This is a genomic window from Actinoplanes sp. NPDC051411 (assembly GCF_040682075.1).
Taxonomy (GTDB): domain Bacteria; phylum Actinomycetota; class Actinomycetes; order Mycobacteriales; family Micromonosporaceae; genus Actinoplanes.
In genome coordinates this window covers 18,858-36,677 of record NZ_JBFBAD010000099.1, presented here as the reverse complement: position 1 = coordinate 36,677, position 17,820 = coordinate 18,858, and the positions used below count along the sequence as shown (strand labels likewise).

Sequence of the window (17,820 nt, the reverse complement as noted above, 5' to 3'; positions counted from 1 at the left end):
TGGGGTGGGGGGGGGGGGGGGGGGCGGGGCGGGGGGGGCCCCCGGTGCGCGCCGGGGGCGGGGGCGGTGGGCTCGGGGGGGCGCCCCCCCCGACGACCGGGCACTGTCCGAGGCGCTGACCGACGCCGGGATCGAACACAGTCCGGCCGCCGAGGGCGGCTATCTGACTTCCGCGTCCACCGTGGAGGTTTCCAAGGCCGCTTACGACGCCGGCGTGCTCATGTCCGAGCTGCGCACGGCTACCGAGGGCGGCCTGGAGGAGATGTTCCTGCGGCTCACCACCGACCACGCTCGCCACGACTCAACGGAGAGTGCCAACCGATGACGCACGCACAGACGATCGAGCCGGCGCACACCCGACCCGCCCCGACCGGCCGCCCCGGCGTGCCGTTCGGCCGGCAGTTGCGCGCCGAACTGCGCAAGCTCACCGATACCCGGGCCGGCAAGTGGCTGCTGATCGCGATCTTCGCGGCGACGCCGCTGGTCGTGGCCGGCGTCCTGCTCATCGCCGACCCCAAGAACCTGACCTATGGCCAGCTCGTCAACTACACCCAGTCGCCCGAGCGGATCCTGCTGCCGATCATCGGCATCCTCACCGTCACCAGCGAGTGGAGCCAGCGCACCGGCCTGATCACCTTCACCCTGGAACCGAACCGCCGCCGTGTCCTGGTGGCCAAGCTGTCCGCCACCCTCGTGGTCGGCGCGATGGTCATCCTCGTCGGCTTCGGATCGGCTGCGATCGGTAACCTCCTCGGCATCGCGCTCCGCAACGGCGCTGGCAGCTGGGCGTTCGGCGTGGCCGGCTATCGCGACATCGCCGTGGTGCTGATCGTCGGTCTGCTCCAGGGCCTGGCGTACGGGATGGCGCTGCTGGCCACCGCGGTGGCGGTGGTGTTCTTCTACGTCGTGCCCAACCTGTCCAACCTGCTGTTCTCCTCGGTCTCCGGCCTCAAGGACCTGGCGCCGTGGCTGGACCTCGACAACGCCCAGGCCCCGCTATACCTCCACCAGGTGTCCGGCAGGCAGTGGCTGGAATTCCTCACCGCCTCGCTGATCTGGGTGGTCCTGCCCGGCGTGATCGGTGTGGTCCGAGTGCTGCGGACCGAGGTCAAGTCGAGCTGACGTTCCGCGCCGGGTCGCCCGGCTCGCTGCCCGCGGCCGACCACGCGTCGTGCATGGCGTGCCGGACGGTCTCCCGCTCGTTCTGCTCGACGTGGTTCATCGCCAGGCGCAGCAGCGGAGGGGCCATCAGCGAGGTGACGACCGCCACGAGGACTACAACGGTGTACGTCGCCGTGGTGAGCACCCCGAGACGCAGGCCGGTGGTGGCGACCACGACCTCGACGACACCGCGGGCGTTCATCCCGGCCCCCAGGGCGAGCGCTTCCCAACTACGTAGGCCGGTCAGCCGGGCGCCGAGGTAGGCGCCGGCGAACTTGCCGATGACGGCGATGGCCAGCACGGCCAAGGCCGCCAGGGCGATGGACGGCCGGCGCAGTTCGGACAGGTCCATCCGCAGACCGGCCGAGGCGATGAACAGCGGAGCGAGCACCGACATCACGACCGTCCGCAGCGGCGCGAGCTTGCGCTGATCGCCGGCGCCGGGCAGGCCGACCAGGATGCCGGCGATGAAGGCGCCGAAGACCGGCTCCATGCCGAGCGCCTGCGTGAGGGCGCCCCCGAGCAGGATCAGAACGACCGCGACCGCGGTGCTCGGGCCGGCCTCGGGCGATCGCGCCGCGAGGCTGAGGGCACGGCGGACCAGAGGACGTCCGATCAGGACGGCAAGGGCGATAAACCCGATGAGGTACGCCACCCCGGCCGTCACGCGTGCAGCGGTGACCCCGACGGTGGCCGCGGCCGAGACGACCGAGAGCAGAAACCATCCGATCGCGTCGTCGACGGTGCCGGCGGCCAGTACGAGCTGGCCGATGTCGCGGTGCAGCAGCCGCATGTCGCTCAGCGTCTTGGCGATCACCGGAATGGCGGAAACGGACATGGCCGTACCGAGGAAGAGCGCGAACACCCACCGCGGGGTGCCGTCGCCGATCAGGCCGGCCGGCATGAGGGTGCCGGCGGCCAGGCCGAGGACGAGCGGAATGGCCAGCCCGCAGATGCTGATGGTCAGCGCGCTGCCGCCCCGGCGGCGCAGCATGGCGGCGTCCAGGTGAGTGCCGGTAACGCCGACGAGCAGCAGCACGCCGATTTGGCAGGTTGCGTCCAGCAGATGCTGCTGTTCGCCGGTGCTCGGCAGGAACCAGGCGGACAGGTCAGGCAGGGCGTGGCCGAGCACCGACGGGCCGATCACCACCCCGGTGAGCAGCTCACCGACAATGGCCGGCAGGCCGAGGCGCTGCGCGAGCCGGCCGAGCGCGAACGCGCCGAGCAGCAAGACCGCGACCTGCAAGAGGAAGACGAGCAATTCGTGGCTCGGTAGCGCGGGTGCGGCCGCCAGGACGTGGTCGGTCACGGGAATCCTTTCGCCGGGGTGCGACAGCGCTCAGTAGCCGGGAAAGCTGTCGCGCCTGAGCTGTTTTTTGGCGACGCCGAGCTCGGCCAGTAGCACGGCGGTGTCGGCGACGAAGGCCGGCGCACCGGCGACGTAACACGTCGCGCCGGCCCGTTCGTAGATGGCTCGCTTGAGGTCGAATCGGAACTGCTCGACCCCGCTCGGATACCACGCGCGAGTGGCCAGCCGCTCGGTCTCGCCCCGGAACGCGTGGGCGGATCCGACGTGGACGAGCGTGCTGTGCCGACCGATTCCCGCGGCGCGCATGTGCCGCAGCAATGAGCGGAACGGAGTGATGCCGACGCCCTGGGCGATGAACACGACGTCGTCCGCCGACCCGCTCAGGGTGAACCGATTCAGCGGCCCTCGGACGCGGATCGCGTCACCCGGCTGGAGGGCGCCCAACGCCTTCTTGAACGGGCTGCCCGAACCGAGCCGGGTCGCGATGGTCAGGTCGCGGTCCTCCGGGGCGGACGCGATCGTGAGCGGCTTCATGCCGGCGCCGGGCACGATAAAGATGCCGTGCTGGCCGGCGCGGTATGCGAAGGGGCGGTCTGGACGGAAGACGAACGCCGTCACGTCGTCCGCTTCCTGGCGGCGCTCCACATACCGCGCCTTGATCGGTATCAGCATGCCCATGGTCGTTTACCGTACAGGATGATTGAGAAATATAAACTATCCGCAGGTGCAAATGATTAAGCGATCCGTATGCTTGGTGGGATGCCGACCCCGATCCCGGAACGCACCGACCGTGAGCTGCCGCTGGCTGTCCTGCTCCTGGAAACGGGAGCGATCGTGCAGGAGGCGCTGCGGGCCGCACTGGCCGGCTCCTGGCTACGGCCGAGGCACTGCCAGGTGCTTCTCCACGTAGCCCAAACCGGCTCCGCGACGCAACACGATCTGATAGATGCCATGGCCGTGGACGCCAGCGTGCTGGTCGGCCTGCTCAACGATCTGGAGTCCGAGGGCCTGGTGCAGCGGCTGCGCGACCCCGGCGACCGGCGCCGGCACATAGTCTCGCTATCCGAGCGCGGCAGCGAGGAACAGGCGGCACTGCGCAAGCGGATCGGCGTAATGGAGGACGCCCTGCTGACCGACCTGAGCGCCGGCGACCGCCGGCATGCACGCAGGGTCCTCCAGGCGATCTGGGGCCGCGCCCACAGCTGAGCAGAGACCGCGTCAGGAGGCTTTGAGGTGCCCCGACAGGTCATCTGTCATCGGCATCTTCGGGTGACGTCGAATTGTCTTCGCGACCCTGCGCCGAGTCGTCGTCGTTGCCGCGGTCAGCCGGCTTGTCGAAGGTGACGTCGATGTTCTCGAAACCTTTACTGCGCTGCGAGACGGCCTGTCCGGTGTACGCGCGGTGGTCGCCGTGGGTCGGCTCGACGTCGTCGGTGAAGGGTGTCAGCAGCGCACGGGGATAGAGCCGATCCGTGCGTACGACGTTGATCTCGGCGCACAGCACCACCGCGACCGCGGTGAGGTAGAAGAAGGCGATCAGGCCGAGTACGACGGCGAACACCCCATTGATGGCGCTGGCGTCTTTGACCACATGCCGGACGTAGGTGACACCGAAGGTCTGCAGCAGCTGCCACACGACGGCGGCGCTGATCGCGCCGGGCGCAACGTCGGCAAAGGTAAGGTGCCGGGCGGTCGCGAGGCGGAAGACGAACAGGAATACGACGGCGTTCACCAGGACGGACGCGGCGAGCAGCACCATCTTCAAAAGACCGCCGAGGGAGCCGGCGTCGCTGCTGCCGAGGGTGGACAGCACCGTCGTGCCGACCACGGCGAGTCCGACCAGGGCCAGCAACAGGAGGCTGCGACCACGGGCCTTGAGCGGGTTGGGCCGCTTGTTGCGGGGGATCCGCCAGATGGTGTTCATCGCGTACTGCACGGCCTGCGCGACACCGAGAGCCCCGTAGAGCGCCCCGAGCACGCCGATCACGAGCCCGTCGACACCACCGCCGATGCGTGAAGGATCCTGCAGCTGTTGGCCGACGACAGGGAACTGGCTCAGCGCGGAGGTGAGAATGTGCTGCTGTAAACCGGGGTCACCGGCCAGGACGTAGCCCAGGATGGTCGCCGCCAGCAACAGCAGGGGAAACAACGAGACGAAGGCGTAATAGGCGATCAGGGCGGCGAGGTAGTTGCCCTGATCGTCGAAGAATTTGTAAAGCACCGCGAGCGGGAAGCCGGTCCAGGCATTGTCGCGCTGGAACCTGTCGACCGGGCCGGTATCGCCCATCACGCGTCACCTCTGCGACAACAGTTACGGCCGGCCCGAGCCGGCGAAGCGGCGTGCAGCCAGAAGACTCTCGACCACGATCCCCACCACCGGACACCGACAAACCATCGGCCGGTGGAGCAGTAAGGGGGACGGTCGCCTGCGCCCGCACGCGCCATAGCCCGCCCCGGAGTCCGCCGCCGACCGTAGGGATCTCTGGACAGCGCTGGGTGTTGCCACCAACACCCTCTCCGGAACGGTGCTGTGCTGGTAGTTCCGGCCGCCGGGCGATGGTGGCTGGTCGACGATGATGCGTGCCCGAACCGACCTCGGTCTGATCACTCATCTCACTCCCAACGAGCTTGCGATGGGCGGGTACGGCCTCGTGGCTGCCGCCCGGGCAGATAGTGTCGGTCTGCGAGAATCCGCAGGTCATGCAGGCCGCGGTGCGCGCAGGCAGCGGAAGGCCGTTGCTGTGTCTCTCGGCCAATCCGGCAAGAGCCGGCACGCAATTGCTTCATCGTCTGATCGCGGCGGGCATGTCAGCACGCGGTCTGGCAGTCCACGAAGAGTTGTCCTTCGCGACCTCCTCGACGACCTCAAAGATCAATGACTTCCGCCGTCGGCGAGCCCGGGGCAAAGGTCGACCGGCTGCTCACCGATGGGACTCCTGCATTGACTGTCGGACTTACCGTGAGACGGTGATCGATGGGCCGATCGACGACTTGGCGCTGCAGCGGATCGAGCAGTGGCAGCAGGGTTTCGAGGAGCGTGCTGCCAAGGCTCGAGCGCTGAACGAGCGCACTTCGGGCCTGACAGCGACCGCGCGAGAAGGCGATGGAATCGTTGAGGTGACGGTCGGATCCGGTGGTCAGATCGCCGGCCTGCGCCTCGACGAGGAGATCCGTCGCCAGCCAGCCACCACCACGGCCCGGCAGATCCTCGACGCCATCCGTTCGGCCAAGGCATCGTTGGCCCGCGAGTTCGAGCGAGCGACGGCCGAAACGGTCGGACTCGACAGTGCCGCCGGCCAAGCTTTGATGAGATCTTTGAACGTTCGCCTGGGGCTAGCTGATCAGTCGGAAGGCGACGAGTGAGCGGCCAGTTCCAGGTCAGCACGTCCGCTCTCGTCTCGCATGCCGCTGAGATTGATCGGATCGGCGACGGTTTGGACACCGCGAAACAGGCCGGCGCGGCAGCCCAAGTCGACTCCGGCGCTTATGGCCGGCTATGCCAGTTCGTGCCGACCCTGCTGAACGACCTACAGGCGCAGGTGACCGACGGCATCGGCAGCGCGGTCACCGCGGCGCGCGACACCGCGGATGCGTTGCGGTCGACGGCGGCGGACTACGACATGTCCGACGGCAACGCGGCCCACCGACTGAGGAAGACCGATGAGCTCGGGTAATCCGCTGGTAGCGACCCCAAGTGCGTCGGTCGATCTGTGGGCAGGGGTCTGGATTGCCCAAGACGTTGAGAGCATCTACCGCGGAGTCAAGGACGGCAGCTGGATTGAGGGATCGCTCGGCGCGGTCTCGGCCGGCCTCGACGCGTTAGCCTTCGTTTCCGACCCGATCGGCGCGCTCCTGCAGTACGGCGTTGCATGGATCATCGAACACGTCAAGCCGCTGCGGGAGGCCCTCGACTGGCTCGCCGGTGATCCCGCGCAGGTCCAGGCGCACGCCCAGACCTGGCGAAACGTGGCCGGATCGTTGAACGACCGCGCCGAGGACCTGGACCGGGCCGTGCGGTGGGACACGACCGAGTGGACCGGGTCGGCGGCGGACGCCTACCGGACCTGGACCGCTCAGCAGAAGGCCGCGGTCGGCGCTCTCGGCAAGGCCGCTGAGACGCTTGCGGCGATCACGGAAGCCGCCGGCTTCCTTGTTGCCGGCGTACGGATGTTGGTGCGCGACGGCATCGCGACGCTCGTGTCCCGCCTGATCGTCTATGCGGCCGAAGAGGCCGCGTCGCTCGGCCTCGCGACACCGCTCGTCGTCGAGCAGGTGTCGACGCTGTGCGCCTCGTGGGCCGCGAAGATCTCCAAGTGGCTCAAGGACCTGGTGGCCAGCCTTGCCCGGCTTCGGGGCATGGCCAGCAAGATCGCAGAGCTGATCGAAAAGATCAAAGGCATCCTGGGGAAGTTCGGCCGCAAGGGCGGCGGCAAGGACCCCGTACGCGAGCCGGCCGGCCCCGCTCGCGACGAGCTGCTGAAGGAACTGGCCGCCAACGGAGTCAAACACGACCCCGACAAGGTCATCCTGATTGGCAAGAACGGCGAAGGGAAGATCATCTTCTTGGAGAGTGGCAACGCCAAGGCCGGTCTCCAACACGTCATGGATCACGCCGACCAGTTCGCCGACATCGGCGTCCCATCGGACAAGGTGGGCCAATTCGCCTTCGACGCGGCCACCACCGGCAAGGTCGTGGGCTATCAGGGCAAAGGCACTGGGCGGCCGATCTACGAGTTCGTGTTCGAGGGCCGACCTTATAGGGTAGCCGTCACGGTCGGAAACAACGGCTTCATCGTGGGGGCGAATCCAGTTGGCCACTGACATCATCCGGGTGATGCCCGACTACCAGTCGTACCCGACCTGGCAGCCAGGCGCCGACGAATACAATGTCGACCCCGCGAAGCTGCCGATCTCCAAGGACCTGGCGGACGAACTGAACGCCTGGGGCGACGACTATGACGCCACCCTCGACCTCGACGACCCTGCTTCCTCCGGCTTCCCCGACGAGGCGTCCGAGAACGCGTTCGCCGAGCGAGGTGCCGAATTGGCCCGCAGCCTCGCAGTGGAATTCGCCGGCCGCTACCGCGTGGAATACCACGACATCCGCACGGGGCAGCGGCACATGATCTCCGGGTGAGGAGGCTGCGCAACCGATCCGTTCTTCGCTCGCGAGCGGCCGGATGACAATCGGCGCACTTAACTTCTTGTGGTCACACGCCAAACCGCCACAACCAAGGACGGCGTCGAAACGAACTGAAAAACGCGGTCTGCAAGGGCCAGATCACTCTGTCCTCGGCCCGGAGCGCGATCCGCACCAACTGGACCACCGCGCTGCAGGTGACCGGAATCGGCTGAAGCTTCGCGTTGTCGGCCGGCCGGCGTCAGATCGCACCCGGCCGGTCCTGATCGTGCGCCCGGGCTCGTCGCCGCGCAGCAGCGCTAATCGCGGGTGGCGGCCACACCGAAATGCCTGCGCCTGCGGGAGACCGTTCCTGATCTTCCGCAGGCGCCTATCGGCAATCAGCCGTATCGAACGGCCCGGCTCCGATCACCGGTCCTAGTGGGCGCCGGGCTGCACGGTTCGGTGTACGACAGCCGAACTCGGGGCCGGGGACGCCAGGGCGGTGGTGGAGCCACCGGTGACCGGCAGGCCGCCGGTCGGCACGGACATGCCCAGGTGCAGCGTGCTTCCGGTCGGTGCGGTAGCCACCGGCAGCACCGGGTAGGCGTTGCCGCCGGGCAGCACCGAGGTCGAGATGTAGTCGCCGAACATGCGGCCCTGTGAGGTGTTCGGGATCCAGGACAGGTTCATCGGCCCCGCCACGGCGGTCGCGGTGCTCCACGAGGTGCCGCCGTTGGCCGAGGAGATGAAGCCGACGTCGAGCTGGCAGGTCGAGGCCGTGCACGACGAGTTCGGGTAGTAGTAATAGGTCAGCCCGATGCGGGCCGACGAGCCGGAGCGGGACGGGTCGACGCCGATGCCGGGCACGAAGTGGTCGACGGTGCTGGTGGTGGCGTCGATCGGTACTCGGGTCGGGGAGGCCCAGGTGGTTTCGCTGGTCGATTTGGCGATCACGATGTCGTTGCGCGGGCAGCCGCTGCGGAACCTGCAGTCGGACCAGCTCACGTAGACGGTGCCGGCGGCGTCGGCTTCGGCGCTGGGCAGGGCTTCCTCCCGCAGTCCGCCGGCCGCGTCGTGGTGGCTGACGGTGGCGACCTGAACGGTGGAGCTCCAGGAGGTGCCGCCGTTGGTGCTGCGGAACGAGCGGATCGTGTCGGTGGTCGACAGGTAGGGCACGATGACGTCGCCGTTGGGCAGCACCACCGGTTGCCCGCCGAGGCCGGCGTGGCTCCCGCCCGGTGCCAGCGCCGTACCCCAGGTGGCGCCGCCGTTGGTGGAGGTCTTCATCCGGATGGAGTCGCCGGAGGTGGTGATGTCGTACTCGGTGTAGCAGTTGCCGTAGTGGGCGCTGGTGGCGGTGTTGTCGCAGGCGATCCAGTTCTTGTCCAGCGAGCCGGTGGCCGTGGTGACCGGGTTGGACCAGGTGAGGCCGCCGTCGGTGGAACGGCTGGTGAGCACGTCGACGGTCGAGCCGCTGATGCCGAGGCTGGAGATCAGCCATACGTTGTGCCGGGCGTCGAAGGCCACGGCCGCGTCGCTGGCCTGTCCGAACGTGCCGCCGCCGTTGGTGGTGATGCCCGGCAGGAAGCCGTGGGTCCAGGTCGCGCCGCCGTCGCCGGAGCGGGCCCAGCCGATGTTCGAGGCGCCGCCGCCGGAGACCCGGCCGACCTGGAACGCCGAGACGATCGTGGCGCCGAATGCGTACGTGTCCGGCTCGACCTCGCTTTGATGCTGGGCCTGCGTGTCGGTGTACGGATCGGTGCTGACCTGGGTGAGCGCGACGTTGGCCGCCGCGGGCGCCGCAGTCGCCAGCAGCAGCGCCGCAGCGGCGGGGATAGTCAGGGCCGTCAGTCGTGCGATCCGGTTGCGTGACCTGGAGGAGCGTTGATGCATGGGTGACACCGCCTCATCGAGTTCCGCACGGGCGGCCGAAGGGGTTGCGGCCACCGCTGCTGGTGTTACCGGACCTCCTACAAGATGTAAATAGAACGGTATGGATATGTACGGGAGTGCGACTGTGCACACCGGGCGCCACTCCCGAGTAGTCCCGCGAGGCCAAGGCGGAACGCCGTCCGCGGCCGTACCTTCGAAGGGCAATGCGCGCTACCTGCTACTCGCCGCCGGATGCCGGCCCGGACCGGCATGCTGGTCGCTCTTGCCCCTCCATCGGGTGTAGTGGGCGCGGGCCGGGCGCCGCACGGCGACCGGCCCACACCCGCGCGGACAGTGGGTGCTATCGGCGGTCGACGAACGGCTGCGGTACCCCGATCCGGCCGTCGGACCAGGTGAAGTAGGTTCGGTTGCCGGACGAGGCGTTGTCGGTGTAGTCACCGAAGTTGGGGTCGATCAGGGAGCTGACCCCGAGCCAGTCGCTCTGCCCGGTGCTGATCCGTACGTCCGGCGCGCTCGTCGTGGGGCGGCTGCGGACCTCGGCGTAGTAGTCGGTCAGTGTGGACTGCGGGCCACCGCGCCGCCGGTCGTACCAGGAGGTCACGATGGCGCCGTTGGAGCGGACGCTGACGGCGGGCAGGAAGTGCAGCGCGTACGACGAGTCGTCGTTCACCTTCGCGATGGCGGTGGGCGACGCGAGCGACATGTCGAGCGTACGCAGGAAGATGTCGCCCAGCGGGTGCAGGCTGGCGTCGTTCCAGGCGAACACCACCCGGCCCAGCGGCGCGTCCAGGGCGATCCTCGGAAAGTCGTTGCCCAGGCCGCGGCTGTACCCCGAGATGGCAGTCCCGTCCAGCGACTTCACCCCGCCTGCCGCGCTCGAGTTCTGCTGGCCGGTCGTGACCACGACCGGTGAGGCGGGCCCGCCGGCGCTCGGGGCGCCGGCACCGGCGGGCACCTTCGCGGCGTGGATGTACACGTACGGGTCACCGTTGGACAGGTTGCTGTCGATGTTGCGCTCCCACGCGATGTACGTGTCGCCGGTGGCGGACACCGCGGCGTACGCGCCGGTGTTCACCACGGTGGCCTCCTCCGGCCAGACCACGGTCGGGCCGGTGAAGTCGGCGGAGCTCAGCGCGCTGGGCTCGGCCGGCAGGTGGGCCCGTACCAGTTCGACCTGGCCGTTGCCGCTCTGACCGGCGTCGCCGAAGAAGAACCGCGTGTACGAGACGGCCACGGTACGCGTCGCCGGGTCGTACGCGAGCCACTCCTTGTCCGGCTGCGCGAGGTCCGGCGGCGGGTTGTCCGGGTCGTTGATCAGGCCGCAGTAGTCGCCGCCGGACGCGACGACGACCGGCTCGGAGAACGAGACCTGGTTGTTCGCGCCGACCGTGGCCACCTCGACGGCGGCCTCCAGCAGTTGCGGAGCCTTCGTGCAGTCGGCCGCGAGCGACGGGTAATACAGGCCGGCGACGATGAACGTGTTCGCGTCCACGGCGACCACGCTGGGGTCGCCGTACCACTGCTGGAACGGGTTGTCGTTGGCCAGGCCGATGAGGTCGGTGAAGGTGCGGCCGCCGTCGCTGGAGTAGCCGACACCGGTCACCGAGCCCTGCGGGTCCGTGGTGGGGAGGTACATCGCGCCGCTGATGTCGTTCCACGCGGCCATCACGTGGTTACCCGACGCGGCGATGGCGGTTTCGCTCTGCCCGGAGCCGAAGTCCTTGCCCGGGTCGTTGGCGTCCACGTTCGTCCCGAAAGTGACGGCGGTGCGGCTGACCTTCGGGCTCGCCTCTGTCGCGGTCGGCGGGGACCACCAGGTGCGGGCCCCCGACGACAGTGCACTGAGCCTGATTTTGCCCATGGCGGTTCTCTGCGGTCCGGTCGGTGCCGCGTTCGCGGCCGCGGCGGGTGGAACACCCATCGCGATGACGGACGCCGCGACGAGGCCGGCGCAGGTCAGCCTGCTTGTCACGGTACGTGTGCGTCCAGTTCGGTACATGTCGTGTCGTCTCCTCGACTTGTGCTTTCTCCTGTCGCGCGGGCACACGGTGCACCCCGCCCCGGGGGCCTGGACAGTCTGGTCCGCGAGGTGGGCACCTCAATGACACATGTCTATCTACCAATAGGACGCAACAGGGAGGCTCCGAAGTTGCACGCCGGACGCCGGCAAGCACCTACGGCTACGACCAGAACAACAACCCGACCTCGAAGAACACGACCGGCCTCTGACCTGGAGCACTTACCCCGCGACGCCTTGACCCTCGATCTGTCGTAGTCGGGCGGCGACCCGCCCGGCGTCGGGGTGATGGAGCTCGCCGAGGACGGTCAGTGCCTGACGCAGGCTGGCCCGTGCGGCGCCGACGTGATCCAGGTCGGCGTATGCGTCGGCGAGGTGGGCCAGGGTGTCGGCCTCGAAGAAGCGGTCGCTGAGCCGCCGGTAGAGGGTCAGGGCATTGCGATAGCACTCGACTGCTCGTGGGCGGTCACCGCGTCCGCGGTGGATGAAGCCGAGACTGTCCCACGTGGATGCCTGGCCCGGCGGATCGTCGACGGTGACGAAGATGGTGTTCGCGTGTTCGCGTGTTCGCAGTACGCCAGCGCCGCCTCGAACTCGCCCAGTTGGGCGTGGTACCAGCCGACCGAATTCAGCGCATGCGCTTCCATCCGGGAGTCGGTGCCCTGGTGCAGGTCGAGCGCGATCTCTGCTCGGCCGAGTGCCTCCCGGATTCGGCCTTGTCGCTCCAGGACGTTGCCGTATTGAAGTTCGGCGCGTGCCTGGTCGACCGGATCGCCGTTCTCGGCGGCCAGACCGGCGGCGCGCCGGGCGTGCTCGCCTGCTTCGGGGAGGCGATCGAGCCTGAGGTAGACGCGGCCGATCGCGGTTTCGATCTGCGGCATGCGGGCGGGGTCGCCGCCCCGGGCCGCCGTAGACAGAGCCGTCAGCATCTCGAGCCAGCGACCCCGGAAGTCCAGAAAATCGGTAACCGACCAGACCAGCGGCCATGCGGCGGCGCGGTGCCCGGCCGCGGTGACGGCCTGCTGAACGGCGGCGAGCAGTACTGGATGTTCGGCCTCGAACCACCGGTTCGCGTCGGTGGAGTCGTGTAGGTCCGTCCGCAGCATTCCGGCGGGCGGGTCGGGGAGGGCGAGCGGGCTGCGGCCCGCGTTGAGCAGCCGGGCGGCCAGGTGACTGGTGTGTACATAGTGGGCGAACATGCGGACGGTGGCGGCGTCGGCCTCAGCTTCGCGGCCGGCTTCGCCGGCAAGTTCGCAGGCGTACGCGCGAAGCAGGTCATGAATCGTATAGCGGTCCGGGATGTGCTCGTGGATCAGGTGGGTCCGCACCAGCTCGGCCAGCAGTATCCGTTCTGCTGGGATAGCAGGAGTTCGGGCCTGCCCCGGCGCGGCTACTTCTGATTAGCGGTCTCGTTGGGAAATGTCGGTGCGCGGATGTCGGGACGGATAGAGGATCAGCGGGTGACCGAATCCGCGGACTTCACGATCGCCGACAACTGGCACGGCGGGTTCTACGAGTTGGCGCTCGAACTTGGTGACACCAGCGACACACGACTGGAGGCCGCGCTGGGCGTTCTGTGGTCGGCTGCCGAAGTCGAGGGCTGCTACGGCAGCCGCCAGATCGCGCCGGCCGACCAACAGATCGTGCCGTGCACTCAGGCGTCGCTGCTGCAGTTCGGTCATCTACACGGTGTGGTCCGGCTGCCCAACGGCGCTCCCATCGTTTACGGCGTCGTGGCAGTCCGCGAGGACAACGGCCCTGACTGGCTGGACTTCTACCTACCGCTGGGGGCGCTGGGCCGTGCCGAGCCACGCTCCAACGAGCATATGGTCGGCGACCCCAGCAGTGGTTCGGCCTCCCTGGCCTGGCGCCGACCGATCGACGATTGGATGGCTGGCCTGGGCGTTCGGGTGTACGCCGCAGCTGGCTTCCAACTGGGCCTGATCGGCAACGAGGTGTCCGGTCAGACTGACGCCGCTGCCATCGCCGGTGACCCGCCCACGCGCCGCTGGATCGGATACCTGATCCCCAGCGATGGCAACGTGCGCTACCTGCCCGCGACGGATTGACCGTTTGATCCTGGCCACTCAGCCACCCTTTGACTTGGACTTGTCCGACCGACGTGTCAGCGAATGCAAGGCCAGACCGAAGCAATCCGCTGCCTCAAACGTTACGTCGCACGCGAACCCTACCGACTCATCACCCAGGCACCGAGGCACACCGGCCCCGGCCCGGCTGCGGGCGGCCGGGCGGCCGCGCGAGACCTGGTCGCCCCCTCGTAAGGGGCAAATCGCAAGCAGCGCGTCACCGGCTTTCCGGTAGACGAGTAGCCGAATTGCGAGCGGCGTGACGTGGATCCAGCCTTAACTGGTGTCCTGCGTTGTTCAGGAGGCGGCGCGCGTCGAGATGAGGTGGCCGCCGTCGGACGGAGTTGGGGAGGGCCGGCCGTAGGCGTCGGCGGTGCGGTCCCGGTCCTCAATGCGAACTTGCCAGCCATGCTGGGCCAGCCATTGCGGTAAGGCGCGGCCGAGCCCGCCTTTCCACATCTCCGTAAACGGGGCCAGCCGAGCCGTCACGGCTGACGAGCTCGCCCGCCGCGGCCACGAAAGCCCGCGCGTACGGGTCGTTGAAAAGCCGGCCCGGTCGGCTGCTTTCATCGGTCCGGACGCGGGCCATTCCTAACGCCGTGCGACCCACTCCATCGGGCGCGTCAAACGCGACCATCCACCGACATTGAGGGTCGCCCTCGCTGTGATCGTGGACCCGCCAGCTGACGATCATGCGAAGTACGCGTAGATGATGAACGCGGCGGACAACTAGCCCGCCCTGGCTCGAGCCTCGTACGCGCCGATCGGGGCACACCGGCCGCCCCGTCGGCCTTATCGTCTTCGATGGAGGATATGTAGGCGCGGCGACAGGAGACAGATCATGGCGGCAGGGCAGGGCAGGTTCAGCCGGCGCTTCGTGTTGACCGGCTCGTTCGCCTCGGTGGGCGGTCTGGTGACCATGGCGGACGCCGGCGTCGCTGAGGCGGGCGGGCGACCCGGCCCGGATTTTTCGCTCACGCTGGCCGCGGGAACGTACAGCGGCGCCGGCCGCGCCTTCGTGATCATCGCCCGCGCGTCGGATCTGAGTCCCGACGCGCCGGAGCCCCGGGACAACCTGCAGGACAATGAGCCGATCACCGTGCCGTTCTTCGGCCAGGACGTGCCGAACGCCGTGCCCGGCCGGGCGATCCCGCTGCGCTCCGGCGCCGCGGTGGTCGGCTACCCGTTCGCCCGGTTCGAGGACATCCCGGCCGGCGACTACGTGGTACAGGCGTTCTTCTGCACCTACGAGACCAACCGTCGCTCGGACGGGTCGGTAGTCCAGGTGCACTGGCCGCAAGGCGACGGCGGCGACATCTGGCACTCGCCGGGCAACGTCTACTCCACGCCGCGCGCCGTCCACCTGACCGGCCACGCGCAGACGGTGCGCCTCACGCTCGACCAGGTCGTCAAACCGATCGGCACGATCCCGTCCGGCAGCACCGGCCAGCAGGGCAACCCGACCGACTCGGCGCACGTCAAGCACCTGAAGATCCGCTCCGCGCTGCTGAGCCGCTTCTGGGGCCGCGACGTCTATCTCGGCGCGGACATCCTGCTGCCGGCCGGCTACGACCTGGCCGCCAACCGCCACGTCCGGTATCCCATGGAGCTGATCGGGCGACACTTCCCGCGCGCCAACCCGCACCGCTTCGACGAGTCGCTGGGCGATGACTTCTCCCAGTGGTGGGTGTCGGCGGACGCGGCCCGGTTCATCTCCGTGCAGGTGCGCAGCGAGAACCCGTTCTACGACGACTCCTATCACGCGAATTCCGCCAATCTCGGCCCGTACGGCGACGCGATCAACCAGGAGCTCATCCCGGCCATCGACAAGGCGTTCCGGACGATCGGACAGCGCTGGGGGCGGGTCGTCGCCGGCGGATCGACCGGCGGGTGGATCGCCGCGGCGTCGCTCGTGCTCTACCCCGACACGTACGCCGGCGCCTGGGCCGGCTTCCCCGACTCCATGGACTTCCGCGCCCATCAGGTGATCGACATCTACGCCGACGCCAACGCGTACGTCACCGGCAGCTCGTGGGTGCCGGTCCCGCGGCCGGCGGCCCGCGGGAGCAGCGGCGACACTTTGTGGACCAACGGGCAGGAGAACGCGTACGAGCGGGCGGTCGCCTCGCACGGGCGCAGCCAAGGACAGTGGGACATCTGGCAGGCGGTGTTCGGTCCACAGGGCAAGGACGGATACCCCGCGCCGATCTGGGACAAGCACACCGGCGGCATCGACCACACCGTGGCCGCCTACTGGAAGAAGCACTTCGACCTTTCGTCGATCGTCGCGACCGACTGGACGAGGCTCGGACCGAAGGTCGCCGGTCGGCTGCACATCTACGTCGGCACCGAGGACACCTACTTCCTCAACGACGGTGTCGCGTACTTCGAGCAGCGGACCAACGCCCTCACCTCGCCGGCGCCCGACTTCCAGTTCATCTACGGCGTGAGCCAACCGCACGGATGGACCCCGGTGACCGATCAGCAACTGCTGACCACGATGGCCGACTTCATCGCCCGGCACGCGCCGCAGGGCACCGACGTCAGCGGCTGGCGCGGCCAGGAACAGCCGCCGCAGCTCATGCTCACCCGCGGTCGGCAGGTCGTGGACGAAGGCGTCGACAGCATCTTGCCCAACGATGACGCGTCACAGGCCTTGGCCGCGAAGAGTGTGCCCGAGGAGGGCGTAAGCGGCCAGATCTCCCGCTCCGCGGTGGCGAACCGAATGCGGTAGGCGCCGGGTGTCAGGACACGACCCGCCGGGCCGACACGCGGTGCAGCAGCGCCTGGCGTCAGTGGGCACCTCACCGCTTGATTCCCTTTGCCGCCGAGATGTGTCGCCCGTGCCGGCGAAACTTTGTTCCCGTGACCTTGCGCGGTCGCACACGGTACGGCTAGTCGATGAAGGGACCGTTTTCCCGCCGTGCCGCGTCGTTGAGGACGGGTACGTCTGGTCCGAAAAGTGGCGCGGGGAGTTGGTCGAGGGTGAACCAGCCGAGTTCGGTGGCCTCGCCGTCGGGTGTGCCGGTTCGGTGGCGTGGGGACGCTAGAAAGACCGCGCCGACGCAGTGCACGACTCGTCCGTTCGGGTAGCGGTGAGTCTGGCTGGCGGGATCGCTGTACAGGCCCAGCAACTCGTGCAGCTCGATTTCCCAGCCGGTCTCTTCGCGGCACTCGCGCCGGGCTGCCTGCTGCCAGGTTTCTCCGACTTCGATGCCACCGCCGGGTATTCCCCAGGTCCCTTCGCCGCGGCGGCGCATGAGCAGGATCCGGCTGTGATCGTCGAGGACGACCACACCGCAACAGGCTCGAAGCTCGATCTCGCTGTCCATGCGGCGATGCTGCCAGACGTGCATGACTTCGGGTTCAACCCAGGTCAGGCGTACACCTGTCGTGGGGGTGGCGGCCGGGACGGAAGCCCAGCGCCTCGACCATGGCGACTGCTTCCGCGAAGCCGCCGCCCACGCCGCCGGGACAGTGCGCGTCACTGCCGAAGGTGATCACCTCGCCGCCTGTTTCTCTCCACCACCGCACGATCTCGGGGAATGGCCGGCGGTTCGTGTTGACCTCCAGTGCCCGGCCTGCGGCCGCCACCGCCGCCAGCGCGTGCCGGAACTCCTCCTCGAAATCTGCGGGGTCGAAGGGGCCGGCGGCTGCGGGCCAGTACCGGCTGACGAAGTCGATGTGAGCGAGCGCCTCGAAGTCCGTGCAGCCGGCCACCAGCCGGGGTATCTCAGCCAGGCAGTCACGGACCACCTCCGCGGCCGGCCGGCGGGCGAAGTGCTCGCCCGGCTCGTTCAGGCCGGTGCCCAGCGGCAGGGTGTGCAAGGAACCGAGCACGCGGTCGAACTGTCCCGCCCCGAGGACCGCGGCGACCTGATCTCGATGCCAATGCGGTTCCCCGACCTCCACTCCGGTGAGAATCAGCAGGTCGGGGAATTTCTCGCGGCAGCGCTGTACGCATGCCAGGTAGCCCTCGACGTCCAGTAGCGGCGGGGCCAACGTCCCATCCTCGGTGATCAGGTCGGTCACCTTCGCGGGGGCGTCCGGCGCCGGTTCCACGCCGGTCCAGACCGTGAAGTCGAGGTGCTCAGTGAAGGCGATGGCCGGCAGGCCGAGAGTCATCGCCCGGACGCAACTGGCCTCCATGTCGCCAGGCTCGCAGTCCCACGACCATTCAGTGTGCACATGTCCGTCGGCGGGCAGCATGGCTGCCATTCGAACTCCACGT

At 68.5% G+C, this 17,820-nt stretch carries 18 protein-coding genes and 1 pseudogene; 10 read left to right on the top strand and 9 right to left on the bottom strand.

What is annotated here, in order from left to right; translation table 11 throughout:
• Positions 1 to 181 precede the first annotated feature (181 nt).
• On the top strand, positions 182 to 325 hold the full coding sequence (locus AB0M88_RS38610; protein WP_364110797.1) for a hypothetical protein: 144 nt from the start codon (positions 182 to 184) through the stop codon (positions 323 to 325).
• Entirely contained in the window at positions 322 to 1,122 is an 801-nt protein-coding gene (locus AB0M88_RS38605) for a hypothetical protein (RefSeq protein WP_364110796.1), read from the top strand. Before AB0M88_RS38610 ends, AB0M88_RS38605 begins: the two co-directional genes overlap by 4 nt.
• Here AB0M88_RS38605 and AB0M88_RS38600 read toward each other — a convergent pair.
• Positions 1,109 to 2,470 carry a cation:proton antiporter gene (locus AB0M88_RS38600; RefSeq protein ID WP_364110795.1) on the bottom strand — a complete coding sequence of 454 codons (1,362 nt, stop codon included), beginning with the start codon at positions 2,468 to 2,470 and terminating at the stop codon, positions 1,109 to 1,111. The genes AB0M88_RS38605 and AB0M88_RS38600 overlap by 14 nt on opposite strands.
• A 30-nt stretch (positions 2,471 to 2,500) precedes the next feature.
• Positions 2,501 to 3,148 (bottom strand): FAD-dependent oxidoreductase, encoded by a 648-nt coding sequence (locus AB0M88_RS38595; protein WP_364110794.1) that lies wholly within the window; start codon positions 3,146 to 3,148, stop codon positions 2,501 to 2,503.
• An 81-nt stretch (positions 3,149 to 3,229) separates the two neighbouring features.
• Here AB0M88_RS38595 and AB0M88_RS38590 point away from each other — a divergent pair, with 81 nt between their 5' ends.
• Positions 3,230 to 3,676 carry a MarR family transcriptional regulator gene (locus AB0M88_RS38590; protein ID WP_364110793.1) on the top strand — a complete coding sequence of 149 codons (447 nt, stop codon included), beginning with the start codon at positions 3,230 to 3,232 and terminating at the stop codon, positions 3,674 to 3,676.
• A 40-nt stretch (positions 3,677 to 3,716) separates the two neighbouring features.
• On the opposite strand, the gene AB0M88_RS38585 is transcribed toward AB0M88_RS38590, so the two are convergent.
• Entirely contained in the window at positions 3,717 to 4,757 is a 1,041-nt protein-coding gene (locus tag AB0M88_RS38585; RefSeq protein ID WP_364110792.1) for a YihY/virulence factor BrkB family protein, read from the bottom strand.
• A gap of 341 nt (positions 4,758 to 5,098) precedes the next feature.
• Here AB0M88_RS38585 and AB0M88_RS38580 point away from each other — a divergent pair.
• From AB0M88_RS38580 to AB0M88_RS38560, 5 genes and pseudogenes are all read left to right on the top strand, one after another.
• Positions 5,099 to 5,269: pseudogene (locus AB0M88_RS38580) on the top strand (DUF2399 domain-containing protein); the annotation flags it as partial.
• Positions 5,270 to 5,437: 168 nt separating this feature from the next.
• Positions 5,438 to 5,833: a YbaB/EbfC family nucleoid-associated protein gene (locus AB0M88_RS38575; RefSeq protein ID WP_364110800.1), complete on the top strand. Its 396-nt coding sequence runs from the start codon at positions 5,438 to 5,440 to the stop codon at positions 5,831 to 5,833.
• The gene (locus AB0M88_RS38570) at positions 5,830 to 6,144 is read left to right on the top strand and encodes a type VII secretion target (protein WP_364110791.1); all 315 of its coding nucleotides are present in this window, start codon (positions 5,830 to 5,832) and stop codon (positions 6,142 to 6,144) included. Before AB0M88_RS38575 ends, AB0M88_RS38570 begins: the two co-directional genes overlap by 4 nt.
• Entirely contained in the window at positions 6,131 to 7,291 is a 1,161-nt protein-coding gene (locus tag AB0M88_RS38565) for a hypothetical protein (RefSeq protein ID WP_364110790.1), read from the top strand. The genes AB0M88_RS38570 and AB0M88_RS38565 overlap by 14 nt, the downstream gene beginning before the upstream one ends.
• A gap of 13 nt (positions 7,292 to 7,304) precedes the next feature.
• Complete coding sequence (locus tag AB0M88_RS38560) at positions 7,305 to 7,607, top strand: hypothetical protein (RefSeq protein ID WP_364110789.1); 303 nt, start codon at positions 7,305 to 7,307, stop codon at positions 7,605 to 7,607.
• Positions 7,608 to 8,027: 420 nt separating this feature from the next.
• On the opposite strand, the gene AB0M88_RS38555 is transcribed toward AB0M88_RS38560, so the two are convergent.
• The 4 genes from AB0M88_RS38555 to AB0M88_RS38540 all read right to left on the bottom strand — a co-directional run bounded on the left by AB0M88_RS38555 (position 8,028) and on the right by AB0M88_RS38540 (position 12,830).
• A complete protein-coding gene (locus tag AB0M88_RS38555) occupies positions 8,028 to 9,485 on the bottom strand; it encodes a sialidase family protein (protein ID WP_364110788.1) in 1,458 nt (485 codons plus the stop codon).
• Between the two features lie 340 nt (positions 9,486 to 9,825).
• Positions 9,826 to 11,346, bottom strand: a complete 1,521-nt coding sequence (locus tag AB0M88_RS38550; RefSeq protein ID WP_364110787.1) for a hypothetical protein — start codon at positions 11,344 to 11,346, stop codon at positions 9,826 to 9,828.
• 378 nt (positions 11,347 to 11,724) lie between these two features.
• Entirely contained in the window at positions 11,725 to 11,988 is a 264-nt protein-coding gene (locus AB0M88_RS38545; RefSeq protein WP_364110799.1) for a tetratricopeptide repeat protein, read from the bottom strand.
• Complete coding sequence (locus AB0M88_RS38540) at positions 11,931 to 12,830, bottom strand: tetratricopeptide repeat protein (RefSeq protein ID WP_364110786.1); 900 nt, start codon at positions 12,828 to 12,830, stop codon at positions 11,931 to 11,933. Before AB0M88_RS38540 ends, AB0M88_RS38545 begins: the two co-directional genes overlap by 58 nt.
• A gap of 132 nt (positions 12,831 to 12,962) precedes the next feature.
• Here AB0M88_RS38540 and AB0M88_RS38535 point away from each other — a divergent pair, with 132 nt between their 5' ends.
• Together AB0M88_RS38535 and AB0M88_RS38530 are read left to right on the top strand one after the other, a co-directional pair.
• Positions 12,963 to 13,571: a hypothetical protein gene (locus AB0M88_RS38535; protein ID WP_364110785.1), complete on the top strand. Its 609-nt coding sequence runs from the start codon at positions 12,963 to 12,965 to the stop codon at positions 13,569 to 13,571.
• 859 nt (positions 13,572 to 14,430) lie between these two features.
• Positions 14,431 to 16,323: an alpha/beta hydrolase-fold protein gene (locus tag AB0M88_RS38530; RefSeq protein WP_364110784.1), complete on the top strand. Its 1,893-nt coding sequence runs from the start codon at positions 14,431 to 14,433 to the stop codon at positions 16,321 to 16,323.
• A 160-nt stretch (positions 16,324 to 16,483) separates the two neighbouring features.
• Here the strand turns inward: AB0M88_RS38530 and AB0M88_RS38525 are convergent, their stop codons facing one another.
• Together AB0M88_RS38525 and AB0M88_RS38520 are read right to left on the bottom strand one after the other, a co-directional pair.
• On the bottom strand, positions 16,484 to 16,921 hold the full coding sequence (locus AB0M88_RS38525; RefSeq protein WP_364110783.1) for an NUDIX domain-containing protein: 438 nt from the start codon (positions 16,919 to 16,921) through the stop codon (positions 16,484 to 16,486).
• A 34-nt stretch (positions 16,922 to 16,955) separates the two neighbouring features.
• Positions 16,956 to 17,807, bottom strand: a complete 852-nt coding sequence (locus AB0M88_RS38520) for a PHP domain-containing protein (RefSeq protein ID WP_364110782.1) — start codon at positions 17,805 to 17,807, stop codon at positions 16,956 to 16,958.
• Positions 17,808 to 17,820: the final 13 nt, after the last annotated feature.